The following is a 26,151-nucleotide window of genomic DNA, read 5'->3' as shown; positions in this document are numbered from 1 at the left end:
GCCTGAATTATTAGTTGGTATTTTATTTATAGTCATCGGTAACTATTTACCACAATGTAAACCAAATTACTTTGTAGGTATAAAAACACCGTGGACATTAAGTAACGAGGAAGTATGGAGAAAGACACACCGTTTTAGCGGAAAGGTGTTTGTTATATTAGGAATTATTATGATTCTAAGTGTTTTTGTACCAGTAACGTGGAAATCTTTCGTAATGGTTGGAATTATTACCGGTGCAGTAGGATTAACAATGGGATATTCATATATTGCTTATAAAAAAGAAATAGGGGCCTAATAAAAAATTATGGGGGAGAGAGGATGAAAAGACACGTATTACCATGGAGTTTAATTATTGGTATTGCAATTGGATGGTATATTGTATGGCCATATTTACCAGAACAAATTCCACGCCATTATAATGCAGCAGGAGTAGTAGATGGATATTTTTCTAAAGTAGAAGCAAGTTCTGTTTCAATAGGAAGCATGATGTTGCTGTATTTGATATGGCTAGCTCTTGGGTATATTGACGTAACGAAAGATAAGTATAAACAGCATGCTAAAGTCCTTTCCGCAATCCGTTATGCTATTCTTTTGATAGGATTCGGCTGTAACTTATTTGCGCTATTAGCAGCGTCTAATTATATTGCATCGGGCTCAATTGCATTTAATTTTGGACTTGGAACATTGTTTCTTGTACTAGGTAATTACATGCAACAAACGAAGCCAAACGGGTTAGTAGGCATTCGAATGGACTGGACATTAGAAAATCCTGTAGTTTGGAGGAAAACACATAGATTTGCTTCGAGGGTATTTGTAATAGGTTCACTTTGTATATATGCCGGGGCTTTGCTTCCAGATCCATTTAATATTTTTATAGGGATTGGAATCATATTAATATGCATTATCGTATCAACAATAAAGTCATATAGTATTTATAAAGAAGAGTTGAAAATGTAAATGTAAATGTAAATAAAGCTGCTTTTCCTTTTAGGGAAGAGCAGCTTTGTTTTTAGGTTATTCGAATTACTATATTTAATAAGTTATATTCAAATTTTTAATTAACCAAGGCTTTATCAATGACAGAACTGTTATAGGTTGCATAGCTTTAGTGTGATCCATATCATTTCCTCTTAAGATTTCTATATCCCATCCAAGATGTTCTAACTTTTGTTTGTTTTTTTGAAGTATACCAATAATATCAACTACTACATTGCCAAAGTTTTCACCGTAAACAATAGTGTCTTTTTCCCCAGAAAACGCTAATCTCGGAATGATTAGTTTATTTTGGATGTCTTGATCACCAAACTCCATCAAATTCTCGTACATTGTAACAAACTGTTTAGTTTGACTCATGTCGATCTTTATCTGTATGTTATCCCAATCAATTTTTTCAGGATTAATATGTGCTTGATCAATAACAGGAGAATTGTGATTATTCATAGCTTGCTCGTATGTTTTATTTGTTACTACCATCATTTCTTTATATGGACCATCTATTGGTGGAAACCCGCCCATGATTATACTGTCTAATCTATCCGTTCGAATGGCTAATTGTAATCCAGCTAAAGCTAACCAAGAGTAACCATAATAACTAAACTTATTAATATTCATTTCGTCAGCAATTGTTAATAGGTCTTTTACTATATTTTCAGGTGTGAGATTCTCTGGATTTGGATGTTGCAAACGATGGCCTTCGTAGTCAAAATATAAAATCTGAAACTTATCTATTAGTCCATCAATAAAATGTTTTCCAAATTCAGGATCTACTCCCCACAACTTTAAAGTTTCAGCATCTTGCCCATATACAGATTCTTTAGCAACTGGGAGCATGATTGTTCTAAATTTTGGATTTCCAACCAAACCAACCTTTAATACTGATTCGTCCGTAAGTTTTATGATTTTCTCCATTTCTATCACTCCTAAATTGTTTATACTAAAATCATATAACATTCATGCAATCTTCCGGATTTATGATTTTTTTCTCGTATATATAAGGATTTTATTTGAAATATGTTAATGTAGCACTTTAAGGTTTTACTTTAAAAAGGAGTTAATAAATGAAGACATATAGTCCTAAACAAATTGCGAATGTCTTAAATGTTAGCACAACAACTTTGAGAAGATATGAAGAACAAAATCTCATTCCTGTTGTGCCAAGAACGGAAAGTAATCACCGGTTTTATACATCGATACACTTTCAAGCATTTATTACCATTAGAGCATTATTAAAAGGATATGATATACCTATTGTTTATAAAGTTATGAGGATGATTAAAAACGTAAAGTTTGAAGAAGCACTTTGGTTAATTAATGAACAGCAATTCAATATTCAGGTGGAGAAAAAACGAGTAGAAGAAATACTAAACATGATTCAAAATGCTGATTTTACTAAATATAAAAATGTAGAGTTGAATGAACGCATGAGCATTGGAGAGGCTGCAAACATAGCAGGCGTAAATACTTCGGCTATCCGTCATTGGGAACATGAAGGTTTAGTCCACTCAGAAAGAAATAAAGAAAACGGTTATAGAATGTTTCCAATATCTGAACTGCGTAAAATACTGGTTATAAGCAGTTTGAGAAAAACCGTGTATTATATAGAAAATATGAAAAGCTTGCTAGATGATTTAGAAACATTACACTATGGAAAAATTGAACGTTCCTTTCAGTTGGCTTTAGAAAACTTGAACAATCAACTATTACTCCAATTTAAAGGAATCGAAGAACTGATGAAATATATACACTTTTACGAGTAAGCAAATATGTAAAAAGAGCTAGGCACAATGCTTAGCTCTTTTCCTTTTGTTATCACTTCTTCAAAACCGGTATCCAAATTTCACTTTTAAAGTTTGGAGAAGATATATCTTTCTGTTCATTCCACAATATCTCCGGTCCTTCCGCTAGTTCATAGTTCGAAGAAGGGAACCATTCAGAATAAATACGTCCCCATACATTTTGTAATGCATCAGGAAATGGTCCGACAGCTTCGAATATAGCCCATGTTGAAGCAGCAACTTCAAGTTGCGCGAATTGCTCTGGGCAATCTTTCGTTGTGGCTACTCCAATGTAGTGATCGAGTTCCCCCTTTTCCTCCATTCTTCCTTCAGAAAAGTTAGTAGAAGCACTAATGATTCCAGTAGGTTCAATGTTTGAAAGGGACTTTAATGTTTGAATAGAATCTGGGTTTAAACTTTTCCACATAGAAGCAATTTCTTCATTTACACCGTTAAAAACGATTGGTACTCGTTTTGTAATACCTATAATTCGAAATGGCTCTTTTTCTTCAATTCGATAGTTCATTTCATTTCCTCCTTGAATGGATAATTGGAAGGTCATTGGTGAATAAGCCTTCAAAGAATGGCTACTATTTCGTGCCTCTGAAGGTGTTATACCGTGCAAGTTTTGAAATGCACGGGCGAATGAATCTGGTGAGTTGTAGCCATATTTTATAGCGACATCAATGACTTTTGCATCGCTATTTTTTAGTTCAAAGGCAGCGAGAGTAAGACGTCTACAGCGAATATAATCAGATAGTGATATACCTGCTAAAAACGAAAACATTCTTTTAAAGTGATACTCAGAACAGAGAGCTAGCCTCGCAACTTCTTTAAAATCAATTTCATTCGTAAGGTTATCTTCAATATAGCGCATTGCAGTATTCATATTTTTAAGTGAATCCATATTATGACCTCCTCTGTACATAGAATAGCAGGAACGAAATAGCTCCATCCGACATTTCGTGCACAACTTTGTAGGGGACATTTTTAACCTTACAAAATTGTAATGTTCCTGTAAGGAGAATGAATGGATGGTATGATATCCCAATGTTATAGTAACAAAGTACTTTTGTTCAGTAGGTTAAATTTTTATATCTTTACTTATGCGTCTTACATAACTGTCATGTTTGTGTAAGAAACATCGATAGTGGCAAGAGTAGAGAGTGTATATAGTTGAAAATAGAGAATAGAAGAAATGAGGGATGTCGAGATGAAAACAGTGTTAGAAGCAAAAAATATTGAAAAAGTGTACGACACGGGTGGGAATAAATTTGCAGCGTTAAAAGGTATTAACTTACAAGTAAAAGAAGGTGAGTTCGTTGGAATTATGGGACCTTCTGGTTCTGGTAAGACGACTTTACTAAATGTTCTTTCTACAATTGATAATGCGACGAACGGTGAAATTTTAATTGATGGAAAAGATATTGTAAAGATGAATGATGATAAGTTAGCGTTATTCCGCCGTGATCATTTAGGTTTCATTTTCCAAGATTATAACTTATTAGATACGTTAACGGTGAAAGAGAATATCGCTTTACCACTTGCGTTATCAAAGGTGAAAGCGAGTGAGATTGATCGCCGCGTTCTTGAAATCTCAAAGAAATTCGGTATTGATCATATTTTAAGTCAGTTCCCATATCAAGTATCTGGTGGGCAGAAGCAGCGCTGTGCAGCATCGCGTGCAATTGTTACGAATCCAAGTATGATTTTCGGAGACGAGCCAACTGGAGCACTTGATTCTAAATCTGCAACAGATTTACTTGAAAGTATGAAGTCGTTAAATGAATATGATAACTCAACAATTTTAATGGTAACGCACGATGCATTTGCAGCAAGTTATTGTAAACGAGTTATTTTCATTAAAGATGGTGAGCTATATAAAGAATTACACCGCGGTGAATCGACGCGTAAACAGTTCTTCCAAAAAATTGTTGACGTAATGTCTTCTATTTCTGGAGGTATGGCTGATGACCTTATCTAGCATTGCCCTCCGCAACATACAGCGGAACTTTAAAGACTACTTTGTATATTTTGCATCTATGATTTTTAGTATCGTTATTTATTTTACATTTAAAGCACTGCAATATAATTCACAAATGGAAAAAGCAGCAGAAGCTTCAAAAAAAATTAGCGGAGCGTTCCAAGTTTCAAGTGTGATGCTTATCATTTTCGTAGCAGTGTTCATTATATATTCGAACGGATTCTTTACACGTAAACGTAAAAAAGAAGTTGGCTTATATTCGTTATTAGGTATTCGTAAAAGACAAATTGGTAAAATGCTCTTTTATGAAAATATGTTAATGGGATTAATGTCATTAGTAATTGGGATTGCGATCGGTAGTGTCCTTTCAAAATTATTCCTTGAGTTATTAGTAAATATGATGGGATTAAATTTAAACGTTCATTTTGAAGTACCGATGGCTGCCATTATTGATACAGCAATTATTTTCTTTGTGATTATTTTATATACATCACTTCAAGGATATCGTTTAATTTATCGCTTTAAGTTAATTGAACTTTTCCGTGCAGAACGTGAAGGAGAAGCAATGCCAAAAGGATCTGTCATTATGGCATTAATTTCAGTTTTCTTAATCGGTTCAGGTTATTTTTTAGCATTAATGTACATGAAAGCAGTTATGTATGCAGACTTTATGGTCGTTGCATTATATATTTTATTAGCGACAGTAGCAGGGACTTATTTACTGTTCATGTTCTTCACAGTATTTGTATTGAAACGTGCAAGAAATAATAAGTCAGCATTTTATAATGGTATGAATATGGTAACGACATCACAGTTACTATATCGTATTAAAGGAAATGCGAAATCACTGGCGACAATCGCTATTTTAAGTGCGGTAACATTAACAGCGGTTGGTACGTCAGTTACGATGTATTACAACACATTTACGCAATCAAAAGTTGCTGCGCCGTATAGTTATTCCTATGAGAAAAAAGATGCAGCATTAGATAAAAAAGTAAATGAAATACTTGCTGGAGAGAAGAATAATCACCCAGTCACATATGAATCAGAAGTTGAAATGATTCCTGTGAAGGGAACATTTAAAGGTGAAAGAGCTGATCAAGTTCTGAACACACACTATAATGTTACGAATCAGTACCAGCTTATTTCTCAATCAAGCTTTAATACACTTGTGAAACATTTAGATGTAGAACCTATAAATTTAAGTGCGAATGAAGCTTTCGTATATGATAGCTTATATATTGAGAAACTTGATTTTGGTCCTCTTTATACAGGAAATACAGCTGTATTCCCTGTTGGAAACGAGTCAAAAGAATTAAAAATTAAAGGTGTAAATAATAGAAGCCTTACAAATTTAAATGAACTATTTGTAATCGTTCCTGATAAAACATATGAGCAAGTGAAACAAGTAAACGAAACGCGTACTGTAAAAAATATTGATGTAAAAGGTGAGCGAAATAGTAAAGAGTTAACAGCAAAATTAGCAAGCATTATGCCAGCTGGAGAATCAGAAGTTTTAAAACCATTTAACGATTTCTATACAGGATTCCAAATGGGGCTTGAAACAACAGGCTTAATGATGTTTATTGGGTTATTCTTAGGATTAGTATTCCTATTAGCAACAGGCTCAATCATTTACTTTAAACAATTAACAGAAGCAAGTGCTGACCATGATCGTTATGTTGTTCTTCATAAAATTGGTGTAACGAAGCAAGAGATGAAGAGAGCTATCGCAAAACAAGTGAGCTTTATCTTTGCTATTCCATTAATTATTGGTATTTTACACAGTTTATTTGCACTAAAAGGTTTGTCAAATATATTACCATTTGAAATTATGATTCCGCTTCTCATTAGTATTGGAGTATACGGCGCGATTTATATTGGATATTACTTCTTAACGGTTCGTTCTTATTATAAGATCGTGAGTGCGAAGTAATAAGGGACAGCTATCGCTAGAGACGATAGCTGTTTTTTTATTCTTCATAAAATCTTAAGAAATCTCCTTAATTTTTGTTAAGAAATAATAGTTATACTTAGAAACAAGTTAGAAACTATTGAACGAATGAGGAGAGGTTTATATGCAACTCATAACATTCTTACATGAATTTATTAAACATCCGAAACATACTGGTGCAATTGCGCCAAGTTCAAAAATATTAGCAAAGAAAATGGTAGATGTAATTGATTTTAATAAAGCGAAATGCATTGTAGAGTTAGGTCCTGGTACAGGAGTCTTTACGAAAGAAATTATGAAGAGAAAGAAGAAGGAAACAATATTTCTTCTTATTGAAATTAATGAAGTGTTTTGCAAGGAGCTAAAGAGAAAATTTAAAGATGAGCAGAACGTCATTGTTGTACACGGTTCAGCCGAAAATATAAAAAAGTATATAGAAGATCTCAATATAGAATGCGTGGATTACGTTTTATCGGGATTACCTTTTACCTCTTTACCAGAAGAAGTTTCAAAGCGTATTTTAAACAATGTAATGGAAGGGATACATGAGAATGGTGAATTTATTACATTTCAATATTCACTTGTGAAAAAAGGATTTATACAGCACTTCTTTCCTGAAATTACGCTAGAGAAAGTGTGGCTCAATTTCCCACCAGCGTATGTCTTTAGCTGTAAAAAAGAGCTAAGGAGAGCATATGCATAATGGAATTACATGAATTATTATCTTATATTGAACAATACGGTTATTGGGCATTATTTTTCTGTTTATGGTTAGGTATTATTGGTATGCCAATTCCAGACGAAATGATCGTAATGAGTGGTGGCTTTGTATCTTCACTAGGGATATTAAGTGTCATTCCTGCATTTTTATTAACATATTTAGGTGTTGTATCTGGGCTTTCTTTAGGTTATATATTAGGGAAAATATTTGGTACGAAAGTACTTGATAAGCTAATGAAAAAGAAAAAGGCGAAATATCTTTTGAAATCTCAACAAATGGTAGAGAAGTATGGTCATTATGCGTTAGTCACAAGTTACTTTATACCAGTTGTAAGACATATCGTACCGTATTTAGTTGGAATGAATAACATGTCATTTAAGACGTATGCTTTGTATTCTTATACGACAGGATTTGTTTGGACACTCGTTTACTTTGTGCTCGGTGCTTTATTTGGAAAACATATTGAAAGTATTGTAGCAGTTGCGATAGAGTATGGTTTGTATTTTGGCGGAAGTATCGTATTGATTGTGAGTGTGTTTTATTTATATAGACAAAAAAGAAATACAGTGATGAGTAAATAAAGGAGGCGAAAGCCTCCTTTTATTATTAATATGGATTCATTTATTGAAGTGCAGATGCAAAGCCCTGTTACATTAAGAAAAAGTTAAGAAACCGTATGAGTTTTTATTAAGAAATACGCACTATACTTAGAAATGTCATAAATAAAAACATAATGAAAGGCGGAATATAGATGAAAAGATTTATTTTAGGATTATTACTTGTCATCATAGCAGGAGTGGCATATTTGTTAAATGGGAGTGCTGCAGTAGATTCCATGAATCCGTTTCTTAAATTAGAATATCGTTATGCGGTAATTGATAACGATGGAGAAGATTTAGGTGGAAATAAAGGCCGTGCATACACAGTGAACACATATGATAAGGACGGAAACAAAAAAGAGATAATAATTGATGGAGTGGATACATTGCAAAAAGGTTCATACTGGCATGTAATTACGAGAGGAAAGTCTGTGCACGATAAGGTACAAATAGAAGAAGAAATAATTCCTGATGGCGCGAAGGTGAAGTTAGGATTGTAAGTATAAACCCGGTTCTAGATGAGAGAATCGGGTTTGTTATTTTATGGTAAAATAATAAAGGGGAGGGCGAGAGGTATGCTACTCATTGTTAGCCTTATATTAATTGGGATTATGTGCAGTATGAGAATAGTATCCTTACATATGATAGAACGACAAAAGATAGAAGAACGATATGTATATTGTCCAAAATGTGATGCGAAAATTAGAAAAGGGAATTCTGCGCCTTTTTGTTCGAAATGTAATGTGATATTTTAACATTATTAAATCCAAAATCACTTTGTGTGGTTTTGGATTTTTCTTTTTAAGAAAATATTAAGAAACCCCATTACTATTTGTTAAGAAAATGTATCTATACTGAATTCTGTTGCTTAAAGAGAACATCACGAATTATAAAGGGAGGTACAGATAGATGAAAACAATGTTAGAAGCGAAAGGGATTTCGAAAATATATGATACGGGCGGCAATACGTTTGAAGCGTTGAAGGATATTCATTTACAGGTGAAAGAGGGAGAATTTGTTGGCATTATGGGACCGTCTGGTTCTGGTAAGACGACACTTTTGAATGTTCTTTCTACTATTGATACGGCTTCAAAAGGTGAGATTTTAATTGATGGAAAAGATATTGTGAAGATGAATGATGATGAATTGGCACTTTTTCGCCGTAATCATTTAGGATTTATTTTTCAAGATTATAACTTATTAGATACGTTAACAGTGCGAGAAAATATTGCATTGCCACTTGCTTTATCAAAGGTGAAGGCGAAAGAAGTAGAATCTCGCGTTGAGGAGATTGCAAAGAAGTTTGGGATAGATCATATTTTAAATCAGTATCCGTATGAAGCTTCAGGTGGACAAAAACAACGCTGCGCAGCATCAAGAGCGATTGTAACAAATCCAAGTATGATTTTTGGAGATGAGCCAACTGGTGCGCTTGATTCGAAGTCAGCGACGGATTTATTAGAAAGTATGAAGACATTAAATGAAAAAGATCTTGTAACAATTTTAATGGTAACGCATGATGCGTTTGCGGCAAGTTATTGTAAACGAGTTGTATTTATTAAAGACGGAAAGTTGTATAAAGAATTACATCGTAAAGAGATGACACATAAACAGTTCTTCCAGCAAATTATTGATATGATGTCTTCCATATCTGGAGGTGCTACAAATGAGCTTATCTAGCATTGCGCTTCGTAATATAAAACGAAATTTTAAAGATTATTTTATATACTTTGCTTCTATGATTTTTAGCATCGTCATTTATTTTACGTTTAAGGCGCTTCAATACAATTCACAAATAAGTGAAGCTGGAGATAACATCGGCCGAGGATTCCAGCTTGCGAGTGTAATGCTTATTATTTTCGTTGCAATATTTATTATATATTCGAATGATTTCTTTACACGAAAGCGTAAGAAAGAAATAGGTGTTTATTCTTTACTTGGTATTCGAAAAAAAGAAATAGGTAAAATGCTTTTTTATGAAAACATGTTAATGGGTTTATCATCGTTAGTAATCGGAATTGTAATAGGTAGTTTACTTTCAAAAGGATTCCTAAAGCTACTTGTAAATATGTTAGAGCTACATGTAAATGTTCATTTTGAATTGCCGATTGGAGCGGTTATAGATACAGCAGTTATTTTTTGTTTCATTATTTTATATACATCATTTAAAGGATACCGCGTTATTTATCAATTTAAGTTAATCGAGTTATTCCGTGCAGATAACGAAGGTGAAGTTATGCCAAAAGATTCTAAAATAATGGCTATCATTTCTTTATTATTAATTGGATCAGGTTATTTCTTGTCAGTAACGGCTATTAAAAATTCGAACAGTGAGAAATTTATGCCACTTGCACTTTACATTTTATTAGCAACAGTACTTGGAACGTATTTATTATTTAAGTTCTTTACTGTTTTTGCATTAAAAAGAGCGCGAAATAAAAAATCTTCATTTTATAATGGTATGAAAATGGTGACGACATCTCAATTACTATACCGCATTAAAGGAAATGCAAAATCGTTAGCGACAATTGCTGTATTAAGCGCAGTAACGTTAACAGCGGTTGGAACGTCTGTTACGATGTATTACAACACATATATGCAGGCGAAGAAATATCATCCAGTTAGTTATTCATATGAAAAGAAAGATATAGAATTGGATCGTAAAGTGAGTTTGATTTTAAAAGAAGGAAAGAATGAAGTCATTCATCAATATGAATTAGAGACGGTAAAAGTAGTAGGAGAATATGGTGATGGAACTTCATTACAATCAAGAACAACAGAACTTATCGCACAATCATCATTTAATAAAATTGCAAAATATTTAAATGAAGAAATTTTAGATTTAAAGAAGAACGAATTGTATGCATTTGATGGTACGTACAGTGAAGGTAAGAGAGATAGTGGTGTATATAAAAATCGAAAAGCTACATTCCAAATTGAAGAAGTAGCACCAGTACAAGTGAAAGATGTACAAGCAAAAAACATTACAAACTTATATGAGCTTCTAGTTGTTGTTCCAGACGAAGTATATGAGCAAGCAAAGAAGACAATTGGCTCTCATACTGTGAAAAATATTGATGTGAAAGACGAAAGAAATAGTAAAGTGTTAACGGAGAATTTAAAGAAAGTAATACCGGAAGAAGATGCAGAAGGAAAAAGACAGTTTGGTGATTTTTATACGATGTTCCGTGATGGTATTGAAATATCAGGTTTAATGATGTTTAGTGGTATGTTCTTAGGACTTGTATTTTTACTCGCAACAGGGTCTATTATTTACTTCAAACAATTAACAGAAGCACATGCAGATCGTGAGCGTTACATCGTTCTTCGAAAACTAGGTGTCACGAAAAAAGAAATGAAAAAAGCAATCGCAAAACAAATGAGATTTATCTTCTTCATTCCTTTAGTAGTTGGTATATTACACACTTTATTTGCGCTAAAAGGATTAGCGACAGTTATTCCGTATGAAATTGCAGTTCCGTTACTAATTAGTATCGGTGTGTATAGTGTTATTTATATTGGTTATTATTGCTTAACAGTTCGTTCTTATTTCAGGATTGTTAGTAAATGAAAATAAGGTATACAGTTTGTGAAAAAGCGAAAGAGAGCATAGTGAAAATTATGTTCTCTTTCGCTTTTTTTAGTTAAAATGAGGTGTGCATGAAAATGGTATTTAAATGGAGTGTTACATTTGGAAATTCTTATCATAGCAGGATGTTTATTAATTGGTATCACTTTAATCAGTTTCAGTAATTATCGATTTATAAAAGAATTAAAAGAAAAAAATTCAAAGAAAGAAAAATGGAAAGTAGTAGCTGGAAATTTGATAGAGTTATTTAGTGATCCATTGCACGGAGCACCGTTCTATTTTTTAACTGGGGGTCTCTTTTTTTTAATCGGGCTGTTATTTCTTTCTATGGGAATGGGATGGCTTGAAATTGATTAAGGCGTATTAACAAAGATGTTTCATAGTTGTATTGCGAAGAGGAGAGAGCAAATGCCGGTTATAAGAGATATACAATTGAGTTTTCTAAAAGTAAAAGAGCATACTAGAAGCACTGAGACATTACAGTTAGCATCTACAAGCAACTACGATGAAGATATCTCTTTTGGTAAAGAGACGAGCTGTATTACTTCTTTATATTGTCGACATATGCCAAAGTTAAGAATGGAGTATGAGAAAGGTATTTTGATTTATTGTGTGGATGATATTTCATTACTCGATGAGTGGGAGAAGAAATATCGAATTTTCCCTGAATATATGAATGCTTTTGTGGAATACGGGAGTGTGAGGGATTTTCCATATTTATCAGATAGAGAGAAAAAAGAATTAGCCCTTCAAATCGTTCATGCGGAAATGAAGCGTTTAGCTGTGAAATATGATTGGGATATAGAAGAGTTAGAAAAAGTGAAGAATAAGATACTAGAATTGAATTATAGAAACGAGTTCGTATATATAAAAAAGAGTAGTCCGAATAAAAAATACGTATGTAATATAACATGTCAGTATGAAGTGGCTTATGCTGACGTGTACTTAGAAATAAGAGAGTATAGAACGAGGCGGTTAATCAAAAAGGAAAAGCTTATTAGAGAAGAAGATATGTATAAGATGTTTGATCATGTTAGTAAAGTGGCTTGGAAGTTAAACCATAAAGTACTGCTGATGAACGATAAAGGAAAAACTGTATGGATGTTAACCTTCTTAGAGAAAGATATCCCAGCTAATTTAGTTTGGAAGATTGAAAGAATAGATTGAAAATAGATGAGAAGTGGAGTGCATATGATGGAGACACAAATCGTTATTGGAGTACCTGGTTTATGGAAAGATAGAACAGAATTAATACAAGAAGTTGTGAGTAAAAGTAACTATATATTAGCGGGAAATGTTATGCACCATAAGGAGAAAGAGATTGGCTTTGAAATTGATATATATGAACAAGAGAATCCATTTTATAATCCGTGTGGGGTATGGAAGTTAGAGAGTGCTTCGGCAAAGAAATCTATCTTTCAAAAATTGGGGAGTGTGCTAAAAGGATGGAAAAATACATAAAAGAACAGAGGAGTATATGTGATAAATATAAAGCGGAGTATGTAGAATCTCCGAATGACTTGAAATTAGGAATAGCGCAAAATGTGAAAGATGGTATCGCTCCGATTAATGGGTTACGAATGCCTATAGAAAACGGAACGACAGGTTGGTACATTTGGGCTGGTGAAGAAATGGGGACAGAAGAAGATTTCTTTCTTCCTTTATACGTTCAACATATTGATGAATGGGCACCTGAAATAAAGAAGTATTTAGGGTTACCACCTGGTTGGAGATTTTTAATTGCTGGAGATTACGAGGACGTGTGGTATGATCCGAATTTGTTTGATGAAGATTTAGAAGAGGATGCAGATGAATGGGAAGAAAACATGCTACAAGAGTATGGATGGTACATGCATAGCATATTAGCAGAAGATATTGATGGCATCCATGCTAATTATCATACGCATGGTCTAAGAGATAACTTTAATCATCAAGATTTACAAATAGCATTAAATATGGATCCTGAAGCCGCGCATAGTGTTTTTTGTACTATAATAGAAGAAATAAAGAGCGGAAAAAAGTTTGAACAAGGGATTGAGTATACGAATATTATTGAAGGATATCCTATTATTATGAAGTCTTTCGTAGAGATGGATCGAGAAGTTTTGAGGGTTTTATTACCTGATGAAAGAGGGATTCTTCCTACGAGGCCAGAGTGTGATGAATGTTATAAGACTCAATTGGATGATATTGAGGAGAGTTGATAAAAAAAGAGCTTGAAACTATTCAAGCTCTTTTTTTATCACTATTTATGTCCTAAAATATGCTCAATCTCATGCAAACTTAATTTACTTGCCTTAGCAATCGTTTCAAGTGGTATACCAAGATCATACATATTTTTAATCATTTGAATTTTTCCCTGCTGAACTCCTTCTTTTCGACCTTGTTCAATGCCCTGTTCAATGCCCTGTTCAATGCCCTGTTCAATGCCTTTTTCAATGCCTTTTTCAATGCCTTTTTTAATTCCTTGTTTCATCCCTTGTTCCATTCCTCTTTTTATTCCTTCTGTCTCTGCATGGGCGAATTTTGCTGCTTCATCCATTAAAACTTTCTCCCTTGCGTCATAGGCTTGTCGGAAAGATGAATCTTGACTCATACGTTCCCATTTATTTATCGCTTTTTGTAAAATAGGGTCTTGGTTCATAGCAATATCCTCCAATAGTTTAGTTAAGTGCTCATCCTCATTTGCTGAAAGCAATAAAAGCCAACGAACAAATGGATCTTTCCACGGATTTACTTTTTCTTCATGCCATTGTTCAGTTAACTTTGGAATTTCTATAATGTGGATTTCAATGTCGTCACTCAGGAGTTTTTGTTGTTGTGTATTCCATAATATGCTTGTTGTTTGGAAGGCTGGGTGTTCCGAAAACATTACGAAGTTTAGTAAGTTTATGGTGATGGTTTTGTGAAGTGCACTGTAGGGCATCCCTTTTTGTAGTTGAGATGTGTATAGTCTTCCCCAATAATATAAACTGCGTTTAACCATATCGTGATTATTATTGAGTTGTATTTCTACATTGACTTTTGTTCCTGTGTCTAATGTTGCTGAAATGTCTAAAATAGATAACTTATCCTCTTCATATTCCCTGTGTAAATGTGGATCTTCTAGTTGTAGAGAAGCAATGGACGACTCTAAAGACTCTTGTAACATAGCATTTAAAAATGCAATTAGAATATCTTCGCTACCATTCGTACCAAACAATTGTTTAAATGCAAAATCAATGCGTAAATTAACTAACTGTTGGTTGAACAAAGTTTGTCCTCTCCCTTATATGAAGGTGCTTCTTTCCTTCATTGTACATAAAAAGAACTAGAGTATGCAAACAAGCCATTCTTCTATTTTATTAGAGGATGTTTAGAGATTCCTATAATTGATTACCACGAAAATTTTATTTGGACTGTGTGGGTATCGCTTAGTAAAGAAAGTTATGATGAAGTATTAGAAGAGTGGGATGAAAGAGGCAGGGAAAATAGTGATCCTTATTTTGGATGGTTATCTGTAGAGATACCAGTTTATCCAGAAACATTAAATTTAAAAACAAATGTACATATAAGAGAAGTTGGAATGGCACCGTATGTTGAATTAGAGCCAACCGACCATCCTTTAGCAATTGAACAAAGAAATGGAATTACTTTAGACAGAGTTAAAGAAATAGAGGAAATGATTCAACGACATAACTAGATTAGAAGAGAAAAAACGAGTGCTAGCACTCGTTTTTGCTTTACACAACCGCAGGATTATAAATCATTGTAAAGTGTCCTGGTAATAATTCAATGTGACAAGGTGTATGAAGCGAACTTTCTCCATCTGTATCTACTTCTTTTTCTTCCTCTGTTTCGATATGAATGGATCTCGCTTTTACGTGGAAGATGTCATTTTCATTTGAGTCTTCAAATAGTTTCTTTCCGATGTAATCTTTAAATGCTTGAATACCTGTTGATTTGACTACGAAAATATCAAGTGTTCCGTCATCACATTTTACGTTTGGAATAAAGGATGGAATACCACCAAGATATTCACCGTTTCCAACCATAACTAGGACAGCTTCGTCTTCATATACTTGTCCATCGTAAGTGATTTTTACTGGGAATGTTTCAGCATTTTTGACAGTTCGAATTGTGCTTAAATAGTAACCGATTTTACCAAGCTTTGCTTTTTCTTCTGCATCTATATTGTTTGATACTTCAGATACGAGGCCAATTCCCCAGAAGTTTAAGAAATGTTGTCCATTTGCTTTTGCAACGTCAATTGGTTTTATGTGTTCTTTTGTAATAAGTTTTGCTGCTTCTGCAATGTTTTGCGGAACACCAAGTGTGCGAGAGAAGTCGTTGCAAGTTCCGCCTGGAATGATTGCAAGTGTAGGTCTATTTTCGAGAGGTGCTAAGCCATTTGTGCATTCAAATACTGTTCCATCACCACCAAAGACGATAATTAAATCTACTTTACTAGCAAACTCTTGGCAATATTTTGTTGCATCACCTTGTTTTTTCGTGTGAAGGATATGTAGATCAGGAAAAGCTGCGGCAAGAGGTGGTACGATTTTCGTTAAATTTGTATGTAAGTCACCTTGACCAGCTTTCGGATTTACGATGAGGAGTACTTTTTCAAATTTTGTCTTTGTCATATTTCATCTCTCCCTGTAGTTTGTAAATGGAAAGAAAGGAGCTGTTCCCATGTATTTTAGAACAGCTTCTCCCTATTAATTGGGTGCTAAGATTGTCAGTTATTGTCGGTAAATCGATATATTAAAAAAATCGCCGATATAATTTGAGTTACGGTCGATATATTTTGAAAATCGCCGATATACATTTTATGTACTATCGATTTTTTAAGTTATACGATTATTTCGTTACAACTGAAGCAATGAATGGTAAGTTACGATATTTTTCCGCACAGTCGATACCGTATCCAACGATGAATTCGTCTGGAATTTGGAAGCCAACATATTCAGCTGTTAAGTCTACTTTACGACGTTCTGGCTTATCAAGTAATGTACAGAACTTGAGTGCTTTTGGTTTATGCATAAAGAAGTGGTCTTTTAGGAAATGAAGTGTTAAACCAGAATCGATAATATCTTCTACAACAATTACGTTTTTCCCAGTAATGTTTACGTCGATATCTTTTAGTAGTTTCACTTTTCCTGTTGTTTCTGTTTGATTTCCGTAGCTAGATGCAGAAATAAAGTCAATTGTTACATCATTTTTGATGTGACGAATTAAATCAGCAGCAAATACGAATGAACCTTTTAATACTGCGATAACTACGATTTCTTCTCCTTCAAAGTCACGTTCGATTTGAAGTGCTAATTCTTTAACTTTTGCTTGTAATTGTTCTTCAGAAATTAAAGTGTCTTTTATTTCAATATTCATTGTAATCCTCCTACAGTGTAAAACTTATGAACATTTCGACTGTAAAGGATAGAATAGAAAAAGTCAAAGGAGATAGTAATTTTTTACAAAGATAACGACAAAATCATCTGATGATATGATATACTAAGTATATTAAGAAAACGCTTCCATAAAGGGTAAATATGATGAAGAAGAAACAGTACACAAGTGTAACATTTATAAAAGCATTACTTTTAACAATTGTTCTTGGCCTGTTGGCTTACGTAATTGATGTACCTGCGATTCGTATTTCATTAATTGGAATGACTTTAGTGTTAGGAGCAATTTCGCACGGTATGATGTCGCAGCTAAAAGAAGCTGGACTTGATGATATGAGAGATCATATAGATAAAAAGTAAGAAACCTTCATTATATAGAGTGAAGGTTTTTTTGTTTCTTACAAAAATGTAAGGTATTTGTAAGGCAAATCGATAGTTGCATAAGAGCATTTTGGATAAACTATGGGTGTAAGGTAAAAGGCAAGCATATTTTAGGTAAATTAAGTTTTAGGCACTCTATATGTGAAAAAGGAGTAGGAGGGCATGGAGAAACGTTGGACGACCTTTTCTTTTTTAGCGACTAGTAACACCGTAATGCTAGATGGAAAAATGGATTTTTTGCACTTGTTTGATCGTGAAGATGATCATTCTTCTTCTAAATTTACAATGAAATGGAATAAATGGAGCGAGAGTTGTAGGTTTGAAGAAGAGGCCCCTAACGAAGAGCAAAAGATTATTTTAACAAACCCTATTAAAGCGTGGGTTGTTCAACGTCGTAAGTGTAACGTCAAAAATCACTTCAAGAAAACTGAGCCGAGACAATTAGTTATCGCTCCGGCCCGTTCTACTTCCAAATCACGCGAAATTAACATGTAAATAATTGAGACACACACCCGAAAAAAACATCGTACATATTGCGATGTTTTTTTCTTTTTCTACAATGAAATCTTGAAATGAAATATATTTCATCTGCATCTTATATTTATATCTCTTGCTTATTCTAGTAATACATCCGATGCGAGTAGATGTGAATAAAATATAAGGAGAGAGTGAAAATGAAAAAGAAACTATTACCAATTTGTGCAATGGCACTTTTAACAGTAGGATATTCTTCAGTAGCGAGTGCGGATACTGGAACAGTAACAAAGGAAGAAGAAGCGCAAGTACAACAGGATAAAGCTAAAAAAGAAGAAGCAATCAAGGAACAGCAAAAAAGTGAAATAGAGAAAAAGCAAGCAGCACAAGTACAAGAAAAAAATGATATGGCTAAAAAAGAGGAAACAATAAAAGCTGAGAAAAAAAGTGAAGAAGAGAAAAAGAGAATAGCGCAAGAACAGTTAAAAAACGATATGGCTAAAAAAGAAGCAGCGATAAAAGCCGAGCAAAAGAATGAAGTAGCTAAAAAAGAAGAAGCAAAGCCAGTTGTACAAGGTGAAAAATTACCAAATACAGCATCAAATAATGTAGCAATGATGGGATTAAGTGCATGTCTTGTAGCGGTAGGTACATTATTTGGTTTGAATCGTCGCAATAAGATTAAAGCGTAAATAAAATATTTTCCTATAAAGAATGGGATAATTTCATATATTAAAAATGGTAGGTTACTCCTACCATTTTTGGCATGGAGGAATGAAGAATGAAGTTACTCAATTATATCGGTATCATATTGATGGCTATAGGGCTATTCATGGGATCCTATTATGCTGTGGAATGGTATAAAGGAAGAAGCTCTGCCGGGCAATTAACGGCAGAAGAAATAAAGAGCCTTAAAAATATACAAGATACTCAACTTTCTCATGAAACACCTGTAACTTCTCAAGTGCCTTCTTCTCAAACAGAACATAAAGAAGGAGAAAAGGTAGCGATGTTAAACATACCGAAAATAAAGAAGAAGTTTTCTATATATTGGGGAGCAGATGATACGACTTTGAAAAAAGGAGTGGGTATGTTCGTTAGTGATTTAACGACAACTCCATCTGGAGGGGGACATACTGTACTGAGTGGACATCGAGATACTGTATTTACAGATTTAGAAGAGTTGAAAGAAAAGGATACCCTTGTTTTAGAGTATGATAATAAAACGTACACATATGAAATTCAAAAGACATGGATTACTCATGCGGATGATCGTACTGTTATTATAAAAAAAGAAGAACCGATATTAACACTGACAACTTGTTACCCATTTGATTATATAGGGGATGCACCAGATAGATATATTATCGAGGCGAAGTTAACTGGCAGTTATTCAAAGTGAAATTATAGTTTCTGAAAGCGAGAGGGGGATATATAAGTGATGTCAAAAAACATTTTAATTGTTGAAGATGAAGACATATTACGTGAAATATTAAAAGATTATTTTTTAAGTGAACAATATGTAGTGTTTGAAGCGAGGGACGGGAAAGAGGCTTTAGTTGTATTTGAAGAAGAAGAGGTTGATTTAGTTATTTTAGATATTATGTTGCCAGAACTCGATGGATGGTCTGTTTGCCGAAGGATTAGGAAGACGTCCGAGGTGCCTATTATTATGCTGACGGCGCGCGTAGATGAAGATGATACGTTACTTGGTTTTGAACTTGGAGCAGATGACTATGTGACGAAGCCGTATAGTCCTCCAATTTTATTAGCAAGAGCGAAACGATTATTAGAAAGTAGAAAAGCATCGAAGAAACCTTTAGAGAACGAAGATGATACGTTATCGATTCATGGCATCCATGTCCATTTTCCGTCGCGTACTGTTACTGTTGATGAGGCAGATGTTAGTTTAACGCATACGGAGTTTGAAATATTGGTGTATTTCATGAAAAATCAAGGAATCGTTTTAACGCGAGAGCAACTCATTTCAAGAATTTGGGGATATGAATTTGCTGGCGATGATCGAACGGTGAATAGTCATATTCGTAATTTAAGAAATAAATTAGGAGAGAAAGCAAAGTACATTACAACTGTAGTACGAACTGGTTATAAATTTGAGGGGAATATATGAGAAAAGGAATTGTACTAAAATTATTTACTCTTACAACAGCATTATGTATGTTGATTTTAGCGACGATATTTATTGGACAAACGATATTTTTTAAACAATATTATGCGAATCGAAAAGTGGAAGATATTAAAGTAAATTTAAATTCCTTTGAGAAGAATTATTTAAACTACACAGGAAACGTAGAAGGAATTCAGAAACTTGAGCAAGACTTTTTAAGAGAAAATAATACGTGGATTACGACATTAGATAAGAACGGGAATTTAAAACACGCAGATGATTTTTATTTTGAAGTAACGATAGATCGTAGGCAACAAAAGAGCTTTGGACAACAAATATTCAAAATTCCCTTAGGTAATCTCGTCAATATAGAGGAAATTGATAATAAATTATCAGAGCAGTTTTTAGGACAAGAAATTTATTTTTCTGGAGTGAGAAAAGAAGATAGTTTTATTCCATTCTCTTTTTCTTTATCTAAGCAGAATTTAAGCGGATCTAATAAACCGTTAGAAAAAGCATTTCAGGAGAAAATAAAATTAGATGAGGAGAAAAAGAGAGCGGCTGGGGAGCAACTTGTTAAGGAAAAGAAACCAGCTGTTCAGGAAGAAGCTGCTCAGGAATTAGGCGTTTACATAGGAGGACGTGTTACAAAAGTACAGTTACCAGATATAAACGGTCCTGTGAATCCAATTTATAAAAATAGCATATTTTTAGATAATATTAAGGGTTTTCAAACCGATTTATTATTAAAAGAAAGCAATAAAATACGATATACAACACAAACAATGGACTATGAAAAAAATGATATTAAATATAAATTATTAATGAAACCAATAAAAGAAAAAGACGGATCAGTAACATATATTTATGCGATGGCTTCTTTACAGCCCGTAGATGAAGCTGTACAAATGGTGCAAGATTATTACATCTATATCATTGCATTTGTAGTCGTTCTTATTTTTTTAGCTTCGTTCTATTACTCAAAACAAATTGCCAAACCGTTATTAAAAATAAATGATACGACGAAGAAAATAGCACAATTAGATTTTACAGAAAAAATACCGATTACTTCAAAAGATGAAATTGGAGATTTATCGAAAAATATTAATGTGCTATCAAATAAGCTCCATTCACATATTGGACAGTTAGAAGAAGATATTGAAAAGGAAAGAAAGTTAGAAAATACACGGAAAGAATTCATTTCTGGTGTTTCGCATGAATTAAAAACACCGCTAAGTATTATGAAAAGCTGTATTTCCATTTTAAAAGACGGGGTAGCTGAGCATAAAAAAGAGTATTATTTTCAAGCGATGGAGAGAGAAGTAGACAAAATGGATACTTTAATTTTGGATATGCTTGAACTAGCTAAATTTGAATCTGGTACATATAAAATGAAAAAGTCTTCGTTTTATATTGATACAGTAATTGAAGATATATGTGAACATCTATCTGTGGAAATAGAGAAAAAAGAACTTCATGTTCATAAAAATATACATTCATTTGAAGTGATTGCAAATCAAGGCCGGATTGAACAAGTCATCGTTAACTTCATTACGAATGCCATACGTTATACACCAAATAAAGAAGATATTATTATTTCTGCAATAGATGAGAAGGATTGTATAAAAGTTTGTATTGAAAATAAAGGTACTCACATTGAAGAAGAACAATTAGATAAAATTTGGGATCGTTTTTATCGCGTGGATACAGCTCGTCAGCGTTCACAAGGTGGGACGGGACTTGGGCTTGCTATTTCTAAAAATATTTTAGAATTACACGATGCTGAATATGGAGTGAAAAATACAGAAGACGGTGTATTATTTTACTTTTACTTACCGAAAAAAGCGTAGATAATGCATGCTACGCTTTTTTTAATTTATTTTCATATTATCTTTACCTAATCTTTATTTTTAAGCGATATAATCTGGTTAGAAAATGAGGTTATGTAAGGAGTCGATGAACCGTGCATAGCAATTGGCTAAGTATAATGGTATTTATTTTCTTTTGCGCATTTATTGTATTTTTAATTAATATTACGATATGAAAAAAGAGCGCTCATTAAGCGCCCTTTTTTTGTGTATTCATTTGATAAGCACTGATGCTTTTGAATAAGCGTGGGGAAGTGAGGAATAAAAATATAAGTAAAACTGTACATAAAATAAAAGAACCAAGCATTGTACTTCCATTTACGATTAATGAATATAACACAGCTGATTGCCCTTTCGGCGCATATTGTCCCCAGAAAATAATACCGGCAATAAAGTGACAGAAATAGCGAGCAAAGCTACCGACAAATGTAGCAAGGATAATGTAAACAAGGATTTTCTTACCATGGTTTTGTTTTGCTGAAGGTTGTTCATTGCGACTACCTAAACTTGAATGTTCTTCACTATTTTCATTAGACGTTAAAAGTGCTTTTTGAATTGGACGATAGAATAAGCCAGCAAATCCGATAAAAGCAAAGGCAATGAAGTACTCAATGAATGCTTGAACAGGTGTTAAAATGTAAGCATCCCCCACGACTATTTGTAATAGTCCCCAAACTAAACCACCTAAGAAAGCTGATTTAAAGCCCCAGCGGTAAGCAATAATAAAAATAGGAATCATAGCGAATGAGATAGAACCGCCTGTTGGAAGTTTAAGTGATAATGGTAAAATATCGATAATCATGGCGAAGGCTGCAAGAATAGCAGATTCGATCATCGCTTGTAAATTAGTGTTACGCATGTTGTCTCCCCCTAAATCCAAGTTGTACAAAAAAGAATAGATATCATAGGAGGATACGAAATACGTAAATAAAAATGAGGTATGTATTTCGGACGTTTGCACAATCCCTGCGTTAGCATTAACTAACAGGTTCGAAGGGTCGGAACGAAGTGTTCCCTCTCAGCGGCATGGCTCCCCCAGTGATAACGAGATTCTTTATTTGCTATTGTTTATTGTAAGCGAAATGGATGAGAATGGCAAACGAATACAGTATGACAATAATTGAAATAGAATTGTAGCGAAATGTTAATAAATATGAAGCAAAAGGGTATAGTACAAGAGAAATTGGGTGTGGTATAATTTTTTTGAAAATAATTATCATTCTCTTCTGAGGGGGAAGGTTATGAGTTTAGTAGATATTAAAATTGGAGAGAAAGTGTTAGTAAAAAGTATTCAGTCTTTAGATCAGCTATTAAAGCGTAGACTAGCTGCTTTCGGTCTTGCTGAAGGAAGCGAACTTCGCCTGAAACAGAAAGCGATGTTTAAAGGTCCTTGTACATTGGAGTGTCGTGGACAGTTAATTAGTATTCGTCATTGTGACGCGAAAATGATAAAGGTGGAATTAGCGTGAATAAGGTAGCTTTGCTAGGGAATCCGAATACAGGGAAGACATCATTATTTAATGCACTTACTGGTTCTTATGAATATGTAGGAAACTGGAGCGGTGTAACAGTAGAAAAGAAGGTTGGTAAATTAAAAGATAGACAAGGAACATTAATTGATTTACCAGGTGTTTATGATTTAAATCCAGTTTCACGTGATGAAGGTGTTGTAACAAACTTTCTATTAACAGAAGAATTTAATCATATGTTAAATATCGTAGATTCCTCGCAGTTTGAAAGAAATATGCATTTAACGTTGCAGTTACTTGAATTTGGTAAGCCAGTCTCAATTGGTTTAAACATGGTTGATGTGGCGAAGCAAAGAGGAATTGTCATTAATGTAAAACGATTATCAGAACTATTAGGTGTAACAGTCGTTCCTGTTGTTGCAAGGAGTGGAAAAGGCTGTGAAGAACTGCTTACGACTCTTAAAGAAAATGACAAAAAAGAGAAAAAGCCATTCCTTATTTCATATGGTGTACAAATGGATGAAGGAATTGGAGAAGTAATTGCTCTTTTAGAGAGAGTGAATTACGAGCATCCGAGATGGTTAGCACTTCAATTTTTAAGCAATAACGAAGTAGTAGAAAAAGAAATGAAAGCATTACCAATTTATAAGGAACTCATAGCCATTCGATCTCGCTTAGAAGGAAAACTTGATTGTACGTTAGAAGAGCACATTTACAAAACTCGTGAAGCGTATATTGAAAAGTTAAAAACAAATGTTATGAAGCATGAGAAAGAAGGAAAAATTCCTTTTTCAGAAAAAATTGATAGATTAATTACACATAAAATTTTAGGACTTCCAATCTTTTTAGCAGTTATGTTTTTTATTTTTCAGGTTACGTTTACGTGGATTGGTACACCTTTATCTGATATGTTAGATGAGTTTTTTGGTGGCCAGCTTACGGATTGGGTGACGGCTGGACTTACAAGTATTGGAGCTTCTCATTTTATTCAAGCACTCGTTACAGAAGGTATTATTGCCGGTGTTGGTGCTGTATTAGTATTCGTACCACAAATCTTTGCACTATTCTTTTTCATTTCATTATTAGAAGACTCAGGGTATATGGCGCGAATTGCAGTTGTTATGGATAGAATTATGGAGTTTTTCGGCTTAAACGGAAAAGCTTTTATTCCGATGATTATCGGTTTTGGATGTAACGTTCCAGGTATTATGGCTGCGAGAACGATTGAACAGGAGAAAGAACGTTTACTTACCATTTTAGTAACACCATTTATGTCTTGTTCAGCACGATTACCTGTATATGCATTATTTGCGGGCGTATTCTTCCCGCATAGTCAGGCGACTGTTGTATTTTCTTTATATGTTGCAGGGATTGTTCTTGCGTTATTAGTTACAAAAATTATGTCTCTTACGATTTTGAAAGCGGAAAAGTCTATTTTCGTAATTGAATTACCTCCTTATCGTGTGCCACAAGCAAAAACGTTATGGCTGAGCACATGGGAGAAAGGAAAAGGATTTGTTCGTAAAGCTGGTACATTCATCTTCGGTGGTTCAGTTATCATTTGGTTATTAAACTATGCAGGTCCATCAGGATTTGGTGTTGATATGGGAGACAGTTACTTAGCGATGATTGGTGGATTTATCGCACCGCTATTTGCACCGCTCGGCTTTGGAACGTGGCAAGCTGCAGCATCCCTTTTAACAGGATTTTTAGCGAAGGAAGTTGTCGTTTCAACAATGGCAATTATTTATGCAGTTAAAGAAGATGTGCTTGGAAACGTAATGGGAGCACATTATACAGCATTATCAGCTTATGCATTTATGTTCTTTATTTTATTATACGTTCCATGTTTAGCGACGGTGGCTGTTATTAAACGTGAAACAGGATCAGCGAAATGGACGATTTTCTCAGTCGTTTACCCGCTTGTTGTTGCGTATGTATTAACGCTTATTATATACCAAGTTGGATCTTTACTAGGATTCTAAAAGGAGATGTATAATGATGGTCAATATTATAATTGGAGCTATCATTTTTGGTTATGCAGCATACACGTTAGTTAATTTTGTAAAGAGAAGTAAAAAAGGAAAATGCGCAGCATGTTCTTTAAGTAAGTCATGTCAGTCGAAAACTTGTAGTCCAGATATGGAACAAGTTGCTCATAATAAATAGAAAAAAGCTTTGCGAATTTCGCAAAGCTTTTTTGTTTTACTTTTTAATTTTTACAAGTTGAGAAGCTTCGACGCCGTTGTAACCAGGGAATTCTTTACTTGGGTCTTTATCAAATTTTAATACACCTACAGATTTTTCATCACCTTTTACATTGTTGTAAGTTGCGTCATCGACAATCGCATACATATCTGTATATGCACGGCCACTTCCGATAATTGTGTTGCCTTCATATTTTAATTTGGCTCCATCAAGTGTAGCATTTTCTACTTTTTCTTTTGCAAATAATACACCTTGTTCTGTTGTTACAGCTGGTAATTTATCAAGTGGTTTCGTGTTGTCTTTTTCATCAACTTTGCTAAGTAACTCTTTTTTCACTAGTTCCTCACCAGTTTTCTTATCCATTACAAGAACTTTTTTACCATCTAATGTTGTCATTTTCATTTTATAGAAGTCTTTTTCTTTCACTTCTTTTTTGTTTTTATCTGTAATTTGCTGAACTTGTTCTTCTGAGCCGTACAGTACAAAACCGTTCGCTTTCTCTCCTAATAAAGAACAACCTGATAATGCTCCAAGTGAAATTGCTGCTGCTAATCCGATTCCTACTAATTTTTTCATGATGATTTCTCCTTTTATATGTTTTATATTAAATACAAT

Annotated in this window: 31 protein-coding genes, 1 pseudogene and 1 riboswitch; of the genes and pseudogenes, 25 read left to right on the top strand and 7 right to left on the bottom strand. The window is 33.8% G+C overall.

Going from position 1 to position 26,151, the window contains the following annotated elements; genetic code table 11:
* Positions 1-295, top strand: a 295-nt coding sequence (locus ACQGS6_RS08320) for an SdpI family protein (RefSeq protein ID WP_426965018.1), incomplete at its 5' end; no start/stop codon positions are given.
* A 23-nt stretch (positions 296-318) separates the two neighbouring features.
* On the top strand, positions 319-957 hold the full coding sequence (locus tag ACQGS6_RS08315; RefSeq protein ID WP_000820674.1) for an SdpI family protein: 639 nt from the start codon (positions 319-321) through the stop codon (positions 955-957).
* 75 nt (positions 958-1,032) lie between these two features.
* Here ACQGS6_RS08315 and ACQGS6_RS08310 read toward each other — a convergent pair whose 3' ends face one another.
* Positions 1,033-1,908 (bottom strand): alpha/beta hydrolase, encoded by an 876-nt coding sequence (locus ACQGS6_RS08310; protein ID WP_326318284.1) that lies wholly within the window; start codon positions 1,906-1,908, stop codon positions 1,033-1,035.
* A gap of 149 nt (positions 1,909-2,057) precedes the next feature.
* Between ACQGS6_RS08310 and ACQGS6_RS08305 the strand changes: the two genes are divergently transcribed.
* Positions 2,058-2,756 (top strand): MerR family DNA-binding transcriptional regulator, encoded by a 699-nt coding sequence (locus ACQGS6_RS08305; RefSeq protein WP_326318285.1) that lies wholly within the window; start codon positions 2,058-2,060, stop codon positions 2,754-2,756.
* A gap of 52 nt (positions 2,757-2,808) precedes the next feature.
* On the opposite strand, the gene ACQGS6_RS08300 is transcribed toward ACQGS6_RS08305, so the two are convergent.
* Positions 2,809-3,681 carry an AraC family transcriptional regulator gene (locus tag ACQGS6_RS08300; protein WP_000377727.1) on the bottom strand — a complete coding sequence of 291 codons (873 nt, stop codon included), beginning with the start codon at positions 3,679-3,681 and terminating at the stop codon, positions 2,809-2,811.
* Positions 3,682-3,987: 306 nt separating this feature from the next.
* Here ACQGS6_RS08300 and ACQGS6_RS08295 point away from each other — a divergent pair, with 306 nt between their 5' ends.
* The 12 genes from ACQGS6_RS08295 (at position 3,988) to ACQGS6_RS08240 (ending at position 13,825) form a co-directional block, all read left to right on the top strand.
* On the top strand, positions 3,988-4,758 hold the full coding sequence (locus ACQGS6_RS08295) for an ABC transporter ATP-binding protein (RefSeq protein ID WP_000859655.1): 771 nt from the start codon (positions 3,988-3,990) through the stop codon (positions 4,756-4,758).
* Entirely contained in the window at positions 4,745-6,694 is a 1,950-nt protein-coding gene (locus ACQGS6_RS08290) for an ABC transporter permease (protein WP_074625367.1), read from the top strand. Before ACQGS6_RS08295 ends, ACQGS6_RS08290 begins: the two co-directional genes overlap by 14 nt.
* A gap of 142 nt (positions 6,695-6,836) precedes the next feature.
* Positions 6,837-7,415 carry a class I SAM-dependent methyltransferase gene (locus tag ACQGS6_RS08285; RefSeq protein ID WP_001176053.1) on the top strand — a complete coding sequence of 193 codons (579 nt, stop codon included), beginning with the start codon at positions 6,837-6,839 and terminating at the stop codon, positions 7,413-7,415.
* A complete protein-coding gene (locus ACQGS6_RS08280; protein WP_025966499.1) occupies positions 7,415-8,014 on the top strand; it encodes a DedA family protein in 600 nt (199 codons plus the stop codon). Before ACQGS6_RS08285 ends, ACQGS6_RS08280 begins: the two co-directional genes overlap by 1 nt.
* 170 nt (positions 8,015-8,184) lie before the next feature.
* Positions 8,185-8,532 (top strand): YxeA family protein, encoded by a 348-nt coding sequence (locus tag ACQGS6_RS08275; protein ID WP_025966498.1) that lies wholly within the window; start codon positions 8,185-8,187, stop codon positions 8,530-8,532.
* Between the two features lie 75 nt (positions 8,533-8,607).
* A complete protein-coding gene (locus ACQGS6_RS08270) occupies positions 8,608-8,787 on the top strand; it encodes a hypothetical protein (RefSeq protein WP_025966497.1) in 180 nt (59 codons plus the stop codon).
* A gap of 154 nt (positions 8,788-8,941) precedes the next feature.
* Positions 8,942-9,712, top strand: coding sequence for an ABC transporter ATP-binding protein (locus tag ACQGS6_RS08265; protein WP_025966496.1), 771 nt, complete (start codon positions 8,942-8,944; stop codon positions 9,710-9,712).
* Positions 9,699-11,603 carry an ABC transporter permease gene (locus ACQGS6_RS08260; RefSeq protein ID WP_025966495.1) on the top strand — a complete coding sequence of 635 codons (1,905 nt, stop codon included), beginning with the start codon at positions 9,699-9,701 and terminating at the stop codon, positions 11,601-11,603. The genes ACQGS6_RS08265 and ACQGS6_RS08260 overlap by 14 nt, the downstream gene beginning before the upstream one ends.
* A gap of 120 nt (positions 11,604-11,723) precedes the next feature.
* Positions 11,724-11,978, top strand: coding sequence for a hypothetical protein (locus ACQGS6_RS08255; protein ID WP_025966494.1), 255 nt, complete (start codon positions 11,724-11,726; stop codon positions 11,976-11,978).
* 51 nt (positions 11,979-12,029) lie between these two features.
* Positions 12,030-12,788, top strand: coding sequence for a hypothetical protein (locus tag ACQGS6_RS08250; protein WP_025966493.1), 759 nt, complete (start codon positions 12,030-12,032; stop codon positions 12,786-12,788).
* A gap of 24 nt (positions 12,789-12,812) precedes the next feature.
* A complete protein-coding gene (locus ACQGS6_RS08245; RefSeq protein ID WP_025966492.1) occupies positions 12,813-13,082 on the top strand; it encodes a hypothetical protein in 270 nt (89 codons plus the stop codon).
* A complete protein-coding gene (locus ACQGS6_RS08240) occupies positions 13,067-13,825 on the top strand; it encodes a DUF4262 domain-containing protein (protein WP_074625365.1) in 759 nt (252 codons plus the stop codon). Before ACQGS6_RS08245 ends, ACQGS6_RS08240 begins: the two co-directional genes overlap by 16 nt.
* A 41-nt stretch (positions 13,826-13,866) precedes the next feature.
* Here the strand turns inward: ACQGS6_RS08240 and ACQGS6_RS08235 are convergent, their stop codons facing one another.
* Positions 13,867-14,874 (bottom strand): Rpn family recombination-promoting nuclease/putative transposase, encoded by a 1,008-nt coding sequence (locus ACQGS6_RS08235; protein ID WP_153600610.1) that lies wholly within the window; start codon positions 14,872-14,874, stop codon positions 13,867-13,869.
* A gap of 84 nt (positions 14,875-14,958) precedes the next feature.
* Between ACQGS6_RS08235 and ACQGS6_RS08230 the strand changes: the two are divergent.
* A pseudogene (locus tag ACQGS6_RS08230) lies at positions 14,959-15,303 on the top strand (DUF2199 domain-containing protein); the annotation flags it as partial.
* Between the two features lie 40 nt (positions 15,304-15,343).
* Here ACQGS6_RS08230 and ACQGS6_RS08225 read toward each other — a convergent pair.
* Both ACQGS6_RS08225 and hpt read right to left on the bottom strand, forming a co-directional pair.
* The gene (locus tag ACQGS6_RS08225) at positions 15,344-16,246 is read right to left on the bottom strand and encodes a diacylglycerol/lipid kinase family protein (protein WP_000167891.1); all 903 of its coding nucleotides are present in this window, start codon (positions 16,244-16,246) and stop codon (positions 15,344-15,346) included.
* Between the two features lie 217 nt (positions 16,247-16,463).
* Entirely contained in the window at positions 16,464-16,991 is a 528-nt protein-coding gene (gene hpt, locus ACQGS6_RS08220; RefSeq protein ID WP_001019296.1) for a hypoxanthine phosphoribosyltransferase, read from the bottom strand.
* A gap of 161 nt (positions 16,992-17,152) precedes the next feature.
* On the opposite strand from hpt, the gene ACQGS6_RS08215 reads away from it, so the two are divergent.
* From ACQGS6_RS08215 to ACQGS6_RS08190, 6 genes are all read left to right on the top strand, one after another.
* Entirely contained in the window at positions 17,153-17,368 is a 216-nt protein-coding gene (locus ACQGS6_RS08215) for a hypothetical protein (RefSeq protein ID WP_002001286.1), read from the top strand.
* 183 nt (positions 17,369-17,551) lie between these two features.
* Positions 17,552-17,884, top strand: coding sequence for a hypothetical protein (locus ACQGS6_RS08210; RefSeq protein ID WP_326318288.1), 333 nt, complete (start codon positions 17,552-17,554; stop codon positions 17,882-17,884).
* Between the two features lie 179 nt (positions 17,885-18,063).
* Positions 18,064-18,555 carry an LPXTG cell wall anchor domain-containing protein gene (locus ACQGS6_RS08205; protein ID WP_000728022.1) on the top strand — a complete coding sequence of 164 codons (492 nt, stop codon included), beginning with the start codon at positions 18,064-18,066 and terminating at the stop codon, positions 18,553-18,555.
* A gap of 89 nt (positions 18,556-18,644) precedes the next feature.
* Complete coding sequence (locus ACQGS6_RS08200; protein ID WP_000771590.1) at positions 18,645-19,265, top strand: class D sortase; 621 nt, start codon at positions 18,645-18,647, stop codon at positions 19,263-19,265.
* A 39-nt stretch (positions 19,266-19,304) separates the two neighbouring features.
* Positions 19,305-19,994, top strand: coding sequence for a response regulator transcription factor (locus ACQGS6_RS08195; protein ID WP_000041847.1), 690 nt, complete (start codon positions 19,305-19,307; stop codon positions 19,992-19,994).
* A complete protein-coding gene (locus ACQGS6_RS08190) occupies positions 19,991-21,841 on the top strand; it encodes a HAMP domain-containing sensor histidine kinase (RefSeq protein ID WP_326318289.1) in 1,851 nt (616 codons plus the stop codon). The genes ACQGS6_RS08195 and ACQGS6_RS08190 overlap by 4 nt, the downstream gene beginning before the upstream one ends.
* Before the next feature lie 208 nt (positions 21,842-22,049).
* On the opposite strand, the gene thiT is transcribed toward ACQGS6_RS08190, so the two are convergent.
* Positions 22,050-22,718: an energy-coupled thiamine transporter ThiT gene (gene thiT, locus ACQGS6_RS08185; RefSeq protein WP_001246586.1), complete on the bottom strand. Its 669-nt coding sequence runs from the start codon at positions 22,716-22,718 to the stop codon at positions 22,050-22,052.
* A gap of 86 nt (positions 22,719-22,804) precedes the next feature.
* Positions 22,805-22,906: riboswitch (TPP riboswitch) on the bottom strand.
* A 194-nt stretch (positions 22,907-23,100) separates the two neighbouring features.
* Here thiT and ACQGS6_RS08180 point away from each other — a divergent pair.
* The 3 genes from ACQGS6_RS08180 to ACQGS6_RS08170 are packed head-to-tail and all read left to right on the top strand — an operon-like array spanning position 23,101 to position 25,497.
* On the top strand, positions 23,101-23,328 hold the full coding sequence (locus tag ACQGS6_RS08180; RefSeq protein ID WP_000060512.1) for a FeoA family protein: 228 nt from the start codon (positions 23,101-23,103) through the stop codon (positions 23,326-23,328).
* Positions 23,325-25,313, top strand: a complete 1,989-nt coding sequence (gene feoB / locus ACQGS6_RS08175) for a ferrous iron transport protein B (RefSeq protein ID WP_426965017.1) — start codon at positions 23,325-23,327, stop codon at positions 25,311-25,313. Before ACQGS6_RS08180 ends, feoB begins: the two co-directional genes overlap by 4 nt.
* 13 nt (positions 25,314-25,326) lie before the next feature.
* A complete protein-coding gene (locus ACQGS6_RS08170; protein ID WP_000989600.1) occupies positions 25,327-25,497 on the top strand; it encodes a FeoB-associated Cys-rich membrane protein in 171 nt (56 codons plus the stop codon).
* A gap of 36 nt (positions 25,498-25,533) precedes the next feature.
* Here the strand turns inward: ACQGS6_RS08170 and ACQGS6_RS08165 are convergent, their stop codons facing one another.
* Positions 25,534-26,112: a lipoprotein BA_5634 family protein gene (locus ACQGS6_RS08165; protein WP_000737502.1), complete on the bottom strand. Its 579-nt coding sequence runs from the start codon at positions 26,110-26,112 to the stop codon at positions 25,534-25,536.
* Between the last annotated feature and the right edge of the window lie 39 nt (positions 26,113-26,151).

Source organism: Bacillus sp. GMs2/2, from assembly GCF_050172095.1.
Lineage (GTDB): Bacteria > Bacillota > Bacilli > Bacillales > Bacillaceae_G > Bacillus_A > Bacillus_A cereus.
Note: the sequence above shows the minus strand (reverse complement) of the source record. Positions and strands in the feature narration are given on the sequence as shown.

Coding starts and splice junctions, on each gene's coding strand:
- ACQGS6_RS08315 (WP_000820674.1), top strand. CDS start 319: ATGAAAAGACACGTATTACCATGGAGTTTAATTATTGGTATTGCAATT.
- ACQGS6_RS08310 (WP_326318284.1), bottom strand. CDS start 1,908: ATGGAGAAAATCATAAAACTTACGGACGAATCAGTATTAAAGGTTGGT.
- ACQGS6_RS08305 (WP_326318285.1), top strand. CDS start 2,058: ATGAAGACATATAGTCCTAAACAAATTGCGAATGTCTTAAATGTTAGC.
- ACQGS6_RS08300 (WP_000377727.1), bottom strand. CDS start 3,681: ATGGATTCACTTAAAAATATGAATACTGCAATGCGCTATATTGAAGAT.
- ACQGS6_RS08295 (WP_000859655.1), top strand. CDS start 3,988: ATGAAAACAGTGTTAGAAGCAAAAAATATTGAAAAAGTGTACGACACG.
- ACQGS6_RS08290 (WP_074625367.1), top strand. CDS start 4,745: ATGACCTTATCTAGCATTGCCCTCCGCAACATACAGCGGAACTTTAAA.
- ACQGS6_RS08285 (WP_001176053.1), top strand. CDS start 6,837: ATGCAACTCATAACATTCTTACATGAATTTATTAAACATCCGAAACAT.
- ACQGS6_RS08280 (WP_025966499.1), top strand. CDS start 7,415: ATGGAATTACATGAATTATTATCTTATATTGAACAATACGGTTATTGG.
- ACQGS6_RS08275 (WP_025966498.1), top strand. CDS start 8,185: ATGAAAAGATTTATTTTAGGATTATTACTTGTCATCATAGCAGGAGTG.
- ACQGS6_RS08270 (WP_025966497.1), top strand. CDS start 8,608: ATGCTACTCATTGTTAGCCTTATATTAATTGGGATTATGTGCAGTATG.
- ACQGS6_RS08265 (WP_025966496.1), top strand. CDS start 8,942: ATGAAAACAATGTTAGAAGCGAAAGGGATTTCGAAAATATATGATACG.
- ACQGS6_RS08260 (WP_025966495.1), top strand. CDS start 9,699: ATGAGCTTATCTAGCATTGCGCTTCGTAATATAAAACGAAATTTTAAA.
- ACQGS6_RS08250 (WP_025966493.1), top strand. CDS start 12,030: ATGCCGGTTATAAGAGATATACAATTGAGTTTTCTAAAAGTAAAAGAG.
- ACQGS6_RS08245 (WP_025966492.1), top strand. CDS start 12,813: ATGATGGAGACACAAATCGTTATTGGAGTACCTGGTTTATGGAAAGAT.
- ACQGS6_RS08240 (WP_074625365.1), top strand. CDS start 13,067: ATGGAAAAATACATAAAAGAACAGAGGAGTATATGTGATAAATATAAA.
- ACQGS6_RS08225 (WP_000167891.1), bottom strand. CDS start 16,246: ATGACAAAGACAAAATTTGAAAAAGTACTCCTCATCGTAAATCCGAAA.
- hpt (WP_001019296.1), bottom strand. CDS start 16,991: ATGAATATTGAAATAAAAGACACTTTAATTTCTGAAGAACAATTACAA.
- ACQGS6_RS08215 (WP_002001286.1), top strand. CDS start 17,153: ATGATGAAGAAGAAACAGTACACAAGTGTAACATTTATAAAAGCATTA.
- ACQGS6_RS08210 (WP_326318288.1), top strand. CDS start 17,552: ATGGAGAAACGTTGGACGACCTTTTCTTTTTTAGCGACTAGTAACACC.
- ACQGS6_RS08205 (WP_000728022.1), top strand. CDS start 18,064: ATGAAAAAGAAACTATTACCAATTTGTGCAATGGCACTTTTAACAGTA.
- ACQGS6_RS08200 (WP_000771590.1), top strand. CDS start 18,645: ATGAAGTTACTCAATTATATCGGTATCATATTGATGGCTATAGGGCTA.
- ACQGS6_RS08195 (WP_000041847.1), top strand. CDS start 19,305: ATGTCAAAAAACATTTTAATTGTTGAAGATGAAGACATATTACGTGAA.
- ACQGS6_RS08190 (WP_326318289.1), top strand. CDS start 19,991: ATGAGAAAAGGAATTGTACTAAAATTATTTACTCTTACAACAGCATTA.
- thiT (WP_001246586.1), bottom strand. CDS start 22,718: ATGCGTAACACTAATTTACAAGCGATGATCGAATCTGCTATTCTTGCA.
- ACQGS6_RS08180 (WP_000060512.1), top strand. CDS start 23,101: ATGAGTTTAGTAGATATTAAAATTGGAGAGAAAGTGTTAGTAAAAAGT.
- ACQGS6_RS08170 (WP_000989600.1), top strand. CDS start 25,327: ATGATGGTCAATATTATAATTGGAGCTATCATTTTTGGTTATGCAGCA.
- ACQGS6_RS08165 (WP_000737502.1), bottom strand. CDS start 26,112: ATGAAAAAATTAGTAGGAATCGGATTAGCAGCAGCAATTTCACTTGGA.